Genomic DNA, 11004 nt, shown 5'->3' with positions numbered 1-11004 from the left:
GCCCACGGGCCGGCCGGCGGCAGGTCGTTTCCTGACCCGGCGCCTTCGACAGGACCGGGACAGGCGCGTTGAATGTGAAGAGACGGCCTGAAGCCGTTCGCTGGAGGAGGCTGCGATGATCACCCGCTTCTGGGCTGAATCCGCCATGGCCGTGGTCACGATGATCTTCGGGCTCGGCATCGTCTATGGTGCACTGGACTTCGGCGTCGGCTGGGATTCGTCCGGGCCACAGCCGGGCGCCTTCCCCTTCTATACCGGTCTGCTTGTTGCCGCCGCGAGCCTCGGCACCTTGGTGCTGACGCTGAGCAAGCGCTTTACCGGAAGCGGCAATCTGCAGGACGTCTTTCTCGATCGCGAGCAGGGCAAGCGCGTTGCCGCCTTCTTCCTGCCGATGCTGGCCTTCGCCGTGCTGAGCGTCACGCTCGGCATGTATGTCGCGACCATTCTCTATCTCGTCTTCACCATGCGCTTCCAGGGTCGCTACAGCTGGTTCGCCTCGCTCGGCACCGCCTTCGTGACGGCCGTGCTGTTCTATCTCGCGCTCGAAAAGTTCTTCCAGATCGGCCTGCTCAAGGGGCCGCTCGAGTCTTTCCTCGGCCTGTGATCATCTCCCTTTCCGGATCGGTGCCGCCTCATGGATAATGTCGCCTCCCTGATGCACGGCTTCTCGGTCGCGCTCACCACTCACCACATCCTGCTGATGATGGCGGGCGTCCTGCTCGGCATACTGGTTGGTGTCCTGCCCGGCCTCGGCGCGCCTAACGGCGTGTCGCTGATGCTGCCGCTKACCTTCTCGATGGATCCGGTCTCCGCGATCATCCTGCTGACCTCGCTCTACTGGGGCGCGCTTTTCGGTGGCTCGACCACCTCGATCCTGTTCAACATCCCGGGCGAACCGTCCTCCGTCGCAACCACATTCGACGGTCACCCGATGGCCAAGCAGGGCAGGGCGACCGAAGCCTTGTCCTTCGCGTTCCTCTCCGCCGGCTTCGGCGCGATGGCGGGCGTCATCCTGATCACGCTGCTCTCCGGCTGGGTTGCCAAATTCGCGCTGAAATTCTCCTCGCCCGAGTATTTCGCGGTCTATTTCATGACCTTTGCGAGCTTCATCGGCCTTGGTGGCGCCACCCCCTTGAAGGCCATCGTCTCGATGGGTGTCGGCTTTGCGCTCGCCTCGGTCGGTATGGACTCGGTCTCCGGCAGCGTCCGGTTGACCTATGATCTCGACGTGCTGCTCGCCGGCGTCAGCTTCCTCATCGCGGTCATCGGGCTGTTCGGCATCGGCGAATTGCTGCTGACCATGGAGGAGGGGCTGAAGTTCGACGGTGTCCACGCCAAGGTCAGGATGACCGACGTTCTGAAGACCGCAGCCAAGCTGCCGCGCTACTGGCTGGCGCTGCTGCGCTCCAGCGTCATCGGCATCTGGATGGGGATCACGCCTGGAGGCCCGACCGCGGCCTCCTTCATGAGCTATGCCATGGCCAAGCGCTCCTCGCGCAATCCCGAGAAGTTCGGCAAGGGCGAGCCCGAKGGCGTGATCGCGCCCGAGACCGCCGACCACGCGGCCGGTTCGGCCGCGATGCTGCCAATGCTCGCGCTTGGCATTCCCGGCTCGGCGACGGCCGCCGTGATGATGGGCGGCTTGATGATCTGGGGGCTCAATCCCGGCCCGATGCTCTTCGTCGAGCGCCCGGATTTCGTCTGGGGCCTGATCGCCTCGATGTATCTCGGCAATGTCGTCGCGGTCATCGTCGTGCTGGCGACCGTGCCGCTCTTCGCCTCGATCCTGCGCATCCCGTTCTCGATCGTCGGGCCGCTGATCGTGATCATCTGCTTCATCGGTGCCTTCACCGTTGCCAGCAAGGAATTCGACATCTGGCTGGCGCTGATCTTCGGGATCGTCGGCTACCTCTTCAAGAAGCTCGATTATCCGATCGCGCCGCTGGTGCTCGCCATGGTCATCGGCGACAAGGCCGAGGATGCCTTCCGGCAATCGATGATCTTCTCGCAAGGGTCGCTCTCGATCTTCTGGTCGAACCCGCTGGTCTCGACCCTGATGTCGATCGGTGTCCTGCTCCTGGTCATGCCGCTGCTCGGCTCAGGCCTGCGTCGTCTCAAGGGCGGCCGCGCCACGCGCCCGGCCTGACCGTTGCCTCGATCCTCCGTATCTCCGCGAAAACAGAGTCCGACCATGACCGAACCCTATAAGGGCATTCTGCCGATCGCTCCGACGATCTTCCACGACAACGGCGACCTCGACATCGAGGGCAACAGGCGTGTCATGGACCTGATGGTCGATCAGGGCGTCGACGGTATCTGTATCCTGGCCAATTTCTCCGAGCAGTTCCTGCTCACCGACGAGGAGCGCGACCAGGTCATGCGCCTCTCGATCGAGCAGGTCGCCGGCCGCGTGCCGGTGATCGTCACGACCTCGCATTTCTCGACCCGGATCGCGGCTCAGCGCGCCAAGGCCGCGGCGGATGCCGGCGCGAAGATGCTGATGATGATGCCGCCCTATCACGGCGCGCTGCTCAAGGCCGACGAGCAGGGCATGATCGAGCATTTCAAGCATGTCACCGATGCCTGCGGCCTTCCGGTCATCCTGCAGGACGCGCCGCTCTCCGGCGTCACCATGACGGTTCCCTTCATGGTGCGGCTGGCGAAGGAGGTCCCGCTCGTCCGCTATTTCAAGATCGAGGTTCCCGGCACGGCGAACAAGCTGCGGGCCCTGATCGAGGCGGGCGGCGAGGCCGTCGTCGGCCCGTTCGATGGCGAGGAGGCGATCACGCTGATGGCCGATCTCGATGCCGGCGCGACCGGCACGATGACCAGTGCCATGATCCCCGACCTGATCAAGCCGATCCTGACCGCGCATGCCTCGGGCGATCGCAAGACGGCGGCGGCGCTCTATCGCGACGTGCTGCCGATCATCAATTACGAGAACCGCCAATGCGGCCTGCGCTCGGCCAAGGCGGTGATGAAGGAGGGCGGCGTGATCAGGAGCGAAGCCGTCCGCCACCCGCTGACCCCGCTGCACCCGAAGACCCGCGAGGGCCTGATCGAGTTGGCGCGCGAACTCGACCCGCTGGCGCTGCGCTGGGGGAAATGAGGCGGCGCGCCGCGGCTGGCGCCCGCCGGRAGAGGATCAGCGTCGGGTCAATAGGACCCGATGCCGCCGGACGGCGGCGGCAGGTTGCCGCGACGGTCTCTCGTGATGAATTCCGGCGTCACCTGGAACGCCCGGGACAGCCAGGTGATATAGGCCGACAGCAACTGCTCGATGGCACGCATGGGTTGCCTCCACATATGCAGGAGCAACCCTAGCATGAAACGCGGCGTCTTGCCCGGGATTTTGGACGAAGGCGCCTATGCCTTCGTCCAGACCGCGAGCTCGTAGCCGTCGGGATCGGCGAAGTGAAAACGCCGCCCGCCGGGGAAATCGAAGGCCGGCTTGACGATGCGTCCGCCTGCGGCTTCGACCTGCGCCTGTGACGCGGGAAGATCATCGGCATAGAGGATGATCAGTGGGCCGCCCGGTTGCGGCGTGCCCTGGGTGGTGAACCCGCCTTCGAGACGGCCGTCAGTGAAGGCGCAATATTCCGGCCCGTAATCGGTCATCGTCCAGCCGAAGGCCTTCTCGTAGAAGGCGCGCGCCCGRCCGAGATCGGAAACGACGAACTCGACATAGTCGATGCGCCGGTCATTGGACGATGGGCTCATGACGTTCTCCTTCGATTCATGTTCGTCTGATCTGATGGAGCAGCCTCCGGTCATGATCCGGCAGGAGGTGAAGGATCAGGGGCGCTGCTKAGGCGCATCTTGTTCAAGGGCGCCGTGCTGCTGTAGCAGCTTGGCAATCACCGGGCCTCCTGTGCACCATGCACATCCACAGGCTCAGACTGATAGGGGCGAGACGCATGCCGACGACGACCGAAACCTCCTTGCGTGAAGCCTTCGTCCGGGCGCGCCGCAGCCGCAGCCTCGTCGACATCGAGACGCTTCCCGTTCCGGCCGATCTCGAAGCGGCTCTGGCCGTGCAGGCCGATGTCAGCAGCGACATGGGCTATGCGCATCTCGGCTGGAAGGTCTCGATCACGGATGGGCGCGGGCTCGTCGGACTGATGCCCGGGCCGTTCCTGAAGCCTGGCGATACCTATCGCTCGGTGCCCGGAGCCGAGCTGCGGCTCGAGGTCGAGCTCGCGATCCGACTCGGGCGCGACATGCCGCGCCGTCCTGGCAAACCCTATAGCCGGGCCGAACTTCTGGAGCATTGCCACAGCGCCTTCGTCGGCATCGAGATCATCGAAAGCCGTATCGCCGACTGGACCCATGTTCCATTCCCGCTCTGGTTGGCCGATGCGATGGGCCATGGCGGCTATCTGATCGGCCAGGACGTTCCCTTCGAGGTCTTCGACGAGATCGCCGATCTCACCTGCACGGTCGAACTCGACGGCGACGTGCTCTATGACAAGCCTGCTCACCACGCCAATGGCGACCCGCTGACCCCGGTGCTGGCCTGGGCCAATCGTGAGACCGAGAGCGCGCTTGGCGGCCTCGTGGCCGGCCAGATCATCACCACCGGCAGCCTTTGCGGCGGCGTTCTGGCGCCCAATCTCGGCCCGGTCATCGTCAGGCTCGATCCGCTGGCCGCGATTTCTTTCGCGCTCGCCTGACGTCGGGACCGCCGGGCAGGACGAGGCAGCTTGCAATCGAGCCCGCTTTCGCCGCGCGGCCCGAGGCAATTATCGCGGGCTGCAGGCGTGCCACGGACAGCTTTGACGAGCAGAATTGTGGTCATGACGAGGCATGACCACAAAATCATCTCATTCTATTGGTCTTGATAGTGTTGCGTTGGAGGAATGATGCGGGGTTTGCGGCGTAGGGTGCGCGGGGTTGCAGGCGGAGGCGGTTACGCTTTCGCCGCTATGCTTGCCATCCAGCCGGTACCCGCCGAGGCTTTCGACCTCTCCTCGCTCGACATATTCGGCTTGTTCGGCTCCTCGGATAAGCCGCCTGCGGTCAGCAGCACGACGCTGCCCTATCAGCTCGAGTTCGACGTCAGCGGGGCCACCGATGCCAAGGCCCTGACGCTGACGCTGCGCGACGCCTCGCTGCTTTACCGGCTCAGGCAGGATGCGCCGCCCGATGGCGAGACCCTGGCCCGGCGCATGGTCGCCGATCTCAACCCGCTGATCGATGCCCTCTGGTCGCAGGGCTATTTCAATGCGGATGTGACGATCGCGGTCGACGGTAACGGTCTGCGCCTCGGCAACGAGCCCGGCCCGGCGCTGGTGCGCGCGCTTGAAGCCTATCGCAACCGGGCCCCGGCGCCGGTCACCGTGCGGGTTGTGACCGGCCCGCTCTTCAGCCTGCGCAATGTCGAGGTCGTCGAGCAGGGCAAGGGCGGGGGCGGTGCCATTGCCGATCCCCACAAGGTCGCGCGCCTGAAATCGGGCGACCCCGCGACTTCGGCCGCCTTGCGTTCGGCGCAGTCATCTCTGGTCGATCACCTGCGCAACCAGTCGCGCCCGCTCGCCAGGGTGGTCGCGCTACGCCCGGTCGTCGATCATGCGGCGAAGATCATGGATGTGACCTATGTCGTCGAGCCCGGGCCGGTCGCCGGTTTCGGCGATGTCGGGATCGAGGGCACGGTCGATGTCCCGCCGCATGTCGTTCGCTCCTTCATCTATCTGGAGCCGGGCGACCCCTATTCGCCCAAGGCGCTGGCCGACACGCGCAAATCGATCACCTCAATTCCGGCCATCGGCTCCGCCCGTATCCGCGAGGCCGACCGGCTCGACGCCAATGGCAACCTGCCGATCTTTGTCGACATCACGGAGCGGCCGAAGCGGCTGATCGGCTTTTCCAGCCGCTTTTCCACCATCGATGGTCCGGCGGTCAGGACCTATTGGGAGCACCGCAATCTGCTCGGCGGTGCCGAGCGGCTCAGGCTCGAGGGCGATCTCTTTCTCGCACCGCGGATCAACGGCACCACGATCCAGAGATTTGGCGATTTCGAGCAGTCCGACCTTGGCGGGCGCTTTGCGTTCAGCTTCATGAAGCCGGCGCTGAACGGAACCCGTTACGACCTGCTGGTCGACGGCGTCGCGACGCGCGAGCGCGTCGGCACCAATCGCTATGGCGGCTATACCGCCCGCTACGCCAATGTCACCAGCAGCATTCGCCGGCGTTTCAGCGACACCTTCTCGGTCCAGGCCGGCCTGGAGGTCGAGCGCGGCCAGACCAGCGATGTGCTGGGTCAGATCACCTACACCCTTGTCGGAATCCCGCTTTCTGYCCGATACGACACGACCGACAGCCTGCTCGATCCGACGCGCGGTGTCCGCCTCACCGCCTCCGTGGCGGCATATCCGACCTTCATGGGATCGACGGTCGGCATCGTCCAGACCAAGGGCGCGATCTCCGGCTATTACGCGCTCGATGAGGAGGCCCGTTATGTGCTGGCTGGGCGCATCGGCTTCGGCTCCGTGGCCGGCGCAGCGCTCGACGAGATCCCGTCGACGCGGCGCTTCTATGCCGGCGGTGGCGGTTCGGTGCGCGGCTACGCCTATCGCACGCTGTCACCGCTTGGCCCCTACAACCAGCTGATCGGCGGACGCAGCCTGTTCGAAGCCTCGGTCGAGGCGCGGATCAAGATCACCAACACCATCGGCATCGTGCCGTTCTTCGATGTCGGCACGGCCTTCGAAGAGAGTTTCCCGGCCTTCAATCAGACGCTGCGGATGTCGGCTGGTCTCGGGTTGCGCTATTATACGCCGATCGGCCCGATCCGCTTCGACGTCGCTGCGCCGCTCAATCCGCGCAAGGGCGACAAGCCGGTCGCGGTCTATATCAGCATCGGGCAGGCCTTCTGATGGGCAACCGGCTCACCCTTTCGCGCCTGGCGCTTCTGGCCCTGCTGCTGGTGGTGGGGCTGGTCGTCTCGGCCCGCTTCGGCGGTTTCGCTCAGAACGCGCAGAATGATCGCGGGGTTCTGGCCGACCTGATCTCGCGCGCCCTGTCGACACCGAACAGCCAGGTCTCGATTGGGGCGGTCGATGGCGCGCTGTCCTCCGACGCGACGATCCGTGATGTGGTTCTCTCCGATCGCGACGGCGCCTGGCTGAGGGTCGACCGCGTACGGCTGATCTGGACCCGCACGGCCCTGCTGCTCGGCAGGCTCGAGGTCGACCGGCTCGAGATCGGCACGCTCGAGATCTTGCGCAAGCCGATTGCCGATCCGGCCGCAGCGCCGACCAGCGACCAGCCGCTCCTTCCGGAGCTGCCGGTCAAGGTGAACATCACCGCCTTCCAGCTGGGCGAGTTGTCGCTGGGCGCCCCGATCGTCGGCGTGCCGGCCCGGTTGGGTGCGACCGGCGCAGCATCGCTCGGCGCTCCATCCGAGGGGCTTTCGCTGCGTCTCGAGGCGCGCCGGCTCGACGCGCCGGGCGAGTTCACGCTCAGGCTCGGTTTCGTGCCGCAGACTACGCGCCTGCAGATCGCCGCCAAGGTCGACGAGCCGCAGGGCGGCCTGATCGCGCGTGTCGCCAATCTCCCGGACCAGCCGCCGGTCAAGCTCGACCTCAATGGCGATGGCCCGCTCGACGCCTTCCGCTCGACCCTGACCTTCACGGCCGGCCCGACCATTGGGGCGCAGGGCTCGGCCAATCTCTCGCGCGTCGGTACTGGCCGTGACCTGGCCCTGGCCCTCGATGCCCGTATCGAAGGGCTGATGCCGGCGCCGGCCGCACCGGTCTTTGCCGGCTCGACCCGTCTCGACGGCACGGTCGGCTTCGTCGATGACGGTGCCGTCGACCTGCGCAACATCGCGCTCGTTTCGGCGCTGGCGCGCCTCGATGTCGTCGGCCGCTACGGGGCCGACAAGAATCTCGATATTCGCGTCACGGCCGCAGCCGTGCCCAATGCCAATGGCCGCACTGTTGCCGCCGGCACCGAGATCGGCAAGCTCGCCCTGGATGCCACCGTCAATGGCCCGGTGAACGGGCCGCGCGTCGTCGCCTCGCTCGACGCTCAGGATCTGCGCCTGCCGACCGGTCGTCTTGGCAAGCTCGTGGCGCGGTTCACCGCGACGCCGAACGGATCGATCGGCAATGCCGACACGCGCATCGCGCTAGTCTCGGACGGCGAGGCGACGGGCGTGGCGCTAGCCGATCCCAGGTTCGCCCGCGTCGTCGGCGACCGCATCGTCTTCACGCTGCGCGGGACAGGGCGGGGCGAGGGGAGTGCCGATTTCGAGACGTTGCGGCTCGCGATGTCCGGCGTGGAACTCGACTACAAKGGGCAGCTCGGCAAGGCCCGCATCCTGGGGCAGGCTCGCGCAGTCCTGCCCGATCTCTCGCGCCTCAGCGGGCTTGCCGGCCGCAAGCTTTCAGGCAAGGCACAGCTCGGCGCCGATCTCGATGCGGTGCCGCGCCAGAACATCTATTCCGCGAGCCTCGATGGCCGTGGCGATCAGATCGGGACCGGGGAGGCGGCGCTCGACCGGCTGCTCGCCGGCAATCTGACGCTGGCCGGGCGCGTCGGGACACTCGCTGACGGCGGCGTGAATGTCAGTGGTCTTCGTCTCGCCGGGCAGCATGTCGCCCTCACGGCCGATGGCGGCATCGGCCGCGAGCGCTCGGATCTGCGGGCTGCCATCACCCTGCCTGACCTGAAGCGGGCCGATCCACGCCTCTCCGGCAAGGGCGAGGTCACGGCACAACTGACCGGACCGCAGGACAAGCTCGATGCCTCGGCACGGATCGCGGTGACGAATGCGAGCGCGCTCGGTCGTCCGATCCCGCGGCTGTCGATCGATGCCGTGATCCGCGACCTGCAGGGCGCGCTCGAGACGCGGGCGACGCTCGCGGGTGAGATCGAGGGCAAGCCCGCGACCGGCACGCTGCAATTTGCACGCCTGCCCGATGATGCCTGGGACCTGTCGAAGCTCGATCTCGCCATCGGCTCGGTGAAGCTGACCGGCGCGGTTACGCTCGACCAGGCCAGGCGCGCAGCCGGTCGGCTGACGCTCGCCGCGCGCAATCTCGACGATCTCTCGGCTCTGGCCCTCACCAGGCTCGGCGGACAGCTCGATGCGGACCTCACGCTCGCTCTTGTCGAGGGGCGGCAGAACCTGGACCTGAAAGCCAAGGGCACGCGCATCAATGCCGCCGGGGTTTCGCTCGACAAGCTCGATGCCAGCGTCGGTGCCACGGATCTCCATGGCCGCCCGGCGATCGACGCTGCGATCGCCATCGATCGCGCGGTGATCTCTGGCGAGGCGATCAACGCGATCCGCTTCGATTCGAAGGGCGGGCCGGATGCGAGCGCCTTCACCCTCAGCGCCAATGCCCGGGGCTTCACGCTCAATGGCGCTGGCCAGCTTGTTCCCGGCGATCCGCTGCGGCTCGACATCGCCTCCTTCGATGCCCGGCGCGAGGGCAAACGCATCACGCTGGCCAACCCCGCTTCGCTGAGTTTCCCCACTGGCGGTGTCGAGATCTCGAAGCTGGTGCTCGCCATCGACGCCGGCCGGCTCAGCCTTGATGGCCGGGCGGGCGAGACGCTCGATCTGCGCGTGAATGCGAAGGACATCCCGCTTTCGGCGGTCAAGCTGGTGGCCCCGAAGCTCGATCTGTCCGGCACCTTGAACGCCGAGGCGCAGATGTCCGGCAAGCCGGATGATCTCGCCGGTCCCTGGCAGATCCGGATCGCGCGGCTGGTGACTCCCGAAACCCGGAGCGCCGGCCTGCCTCCGGTCGAGATCAGCGGCAACGGTCAATTCTCCGGCCGGCAGACCAGCGTCGAAGCGACGCTGACGGCCGGCCGCGGCGCGAATCTCGCGGTTCGCGGCACGGCGCCCCTGAGCGCAAGCGGCGCGCTCGCTCTCACCATTCAGGGCAAGCTCGACGCTGCTCTCGCCAATGCGCTGCTCGCGGCGCAGGGGCAGCGGCTGACCGGCACAGTGACGCTCGACCTGCGGGCCGGTGGCACGGCGGCAGCGCCCGAACTGAACGGCGTTGCGACCCTCGCCAATGGCAGTTTCACCGACGCTCTCCAGGGCGTGCGGGTGACCGGGATCGAGGCGCGCATTGCTGCCAATGGCGACAATCTGCGGATTGAACGCGCGKTTGCCCGCGCGGCCAATGGCGGCACGTTGTCGGCGTCAGGCCAGGTCCGCGTCGACCCCGCCGCCGGTTTCCCGGGAGAGATCAAAATCGAGGGACGCCGTGCCCAGCTTGTCTCGAACGGCATCGTGACATCGGTCGCCGACCTCAATCTCGCGATCGGCGGTCCCCTGGCGCAGCGCCCGCGCGTCGATGGGCATGTCGATATCATCTCGCTTGACGTCGCGGTGCCGGATCGGTTGCCGGCTTCCTTGCGTCCCGTCGACGGAATTCGTCACGTCAATGCGAAGGGCGCTGCGGCGGTGCGGATTGCCGCGCAACGCAAGGCGGCGCGCAGCGCCKGCAAAGGCGGACGCGCGGCGCCTGCCTTCGATGCCGCACTCGCCGTCACCATCTCTGCGCCGAACCGCGTCTTCATCCGTGGACGCGGGATCGACGCTGAGCTTGGCGGCGAGTTGCGCGTCGGCGGCACGCTTTCGGCCCCCGTGCTCGATGGCGGCTTCGATCTCAGGCGCGGCCGCTTGTCGGTCGCGAGCCAGCGGCTCGATTTCAGTCGCGGCCGCCTGACCTTCACGGGTGGCGTGATTCCGGAGCTCGATTTCGTCGCCGAGACCCGCGCCTCGGACGTGACCGCGCGAATCCTCGTCACCGGGCCGGCGGACCAGCCCGCCTTCGCCTTCACCTCTCAGCCCGAGCTGCCGCAGGACGAGGTGCTGTCGCGTCTGCTCTTTGCCCGTGCCTCCGGCTCGCTCTCGCCCTTCCAGGCCCTTCAGCTGGCGCAGACGGCCGCGCAATTCGCGGGGACCGGTGGCGACGATGCCTTCGAGAAGCTGCGCAAGTCGCTCGGCGTCGACAATCTCGACATCCAGATGGGTGC

At 66.7% G+C, this 11004-nt stretch carries 8 protein-coding genes; 6 read left to right on the top strand and 2 right to left on the bottom strand.

The features are described 5' to 3' along the window. The first annotated feature begins 115 nt into the window (after positions 1-115). The 3 genes from AC1DJT_RS28470 to AC1DJT_RS28460 are packed head-to-tail and all read left to right on the top strand — an operon-like array spanning position 116 to position 3109. The gene (locus AC1DJT_RS28470) at positions 116-604 is read left to right on the top strand and encodes a tripartite tricarboxylate transporter TctB family protein (protein ID WP_441504784.1); all 489 of its coding nucleotides are present in this window, start codon (positions 116-118) and stop codon (positions 602-604) included. Between the two features lie 30 nt (positions 605-634). Continuing rightward, the gene (locus AC1DJT_RS28465) at positions 635-2146 is read left to right on the top strand and encodes a tripartite tricarboxylate transporter permease (protein ID WP_476835351.1); all 1512 of its coding nucleotides are present in this window, start codon (positions 635-637) and stop codon (positions 2144-2146) included. Between the two features lie 45 nt (positions 2147-2191). Further along, on the top strand, positions 2192-3109 hold the full coding sequence (locus AC1DJT_RS28460) for a dihydrodipicolinate synthase family protein (protein ID WP_441488741.1): 918 nt from the start codon (positions 2192-2194) through the stop codon (positions 3107-3109). Between the two features lie 47 nt (positions 3110-3156). Here AC1DJT_RS28460 and AC1DJT_RS28455 read toward each other — a convergent pair whose 3' ends face one another. Together AC1DJT_RS28455 and AC1DJT_RS28450 are read right to left on the bottom strand one after the other, a co-directional pair. After that, positions 3157-3291: a hypothetical protein gene (locus AC1DJT_RS28455; protein WP_441478378.1), complete on the bottom strand. Its 135-nt coding sequence runs from the start codon at positions 3289-3291 to the stop codon at positions 3157-3159. Positions 3292-3366: 75 nt separating this feature from the next. Continuing rightward, on the bottom strand, positions 3367-3720 hold the full coding sequence (locus tag AC1DJT_RS28450; RefSeq protein ID WP_441504782.1) for a VOC family protein: 354 nt from the start codon (positions 3718-3720) through the stop codon (positions 3367-3369). 197 nt (positions 3721-3917) lie between these two features. On the opposite strand from AC1DJT_RS28450, the gene AC1DJT_RS28445 reads away from it, so the two are divergent. The 3 genes from AC1DJT_RS28445 to AC1DJT_RS28435 form a co-directional block, all read left to right on the top strand. Beyond that, positions 3918-4673 carry a fumarylacetoacetate hydrolase family protein gene (locus AC1DJT_RS28445; RefSeq protein WP_441504781.1) on the top strand — a complete coding sequence of 252 codons (756 nt, stop codon included), beginning with the start codon at positions 3918-3920 and terminating at the stop codon, positions 4671-4673. Positions 4674-4925: 252 nt separating this feature from the next. Continuing rightward, on the top strand, positions 4926-6875 hold the full coding sequence (locus AC1DJT_RS28440) for an autotransporter assembly complex protein TamA (RefSeq protein WP_476835350.1): 1950 nt from the start codon (positions 4926-4928) through the stop codon (positions 6873-6875). Then, positions 6875-11004, top strand: a 4130-nt coding sequence (locus AC1DJT_RS28435; RefSeq protein WP_476835349.1) for a translocation/assembly module TamB domain-containing protein, incomplete at its 3' end; no start/stop codon positions are given. The genes AC1DJT_RS28440 and AC1DJT_RS28435, both read left to right, overlap by 1 nt.

The organism is Allobosea sp. 05T422_2, assembly GCF_056396265.1.
This window is presented reverse-complemented; position numbering and strand designations above follow the sequence as displayed.

Coding starts and splice junctions, on each gene's coding strand:
- AC1DJT_RS28470 (WP_441504784.1), top strand. CDS start 116: ATGATCACCCGCTTCTGGGCTGAATCCGCCATGGCCGTGGTCACGATG.
- AC1DJT_RS28460 (WP_441488741.1), top strand. CDS start 2,192: ATGACCGAACCCTATAAGGGCATTCTGCCGATCGCTCCGACGATCTTC.
- AC1DJT_RS28455 (WP_441478378.1), bottom strand. CDS start 3,291: ATGCGTGCCATCGAGCAGTTGCTGTCGGCCTATATCACCTGGCTGTCC.
- AC1DJT_RS28445 (WP_441504781.1), top strand. CDS start 3,918: ATGCCGACGACGACCGAAACCTCCTTGCGTGAAGCCTTCGTCCGGGCG.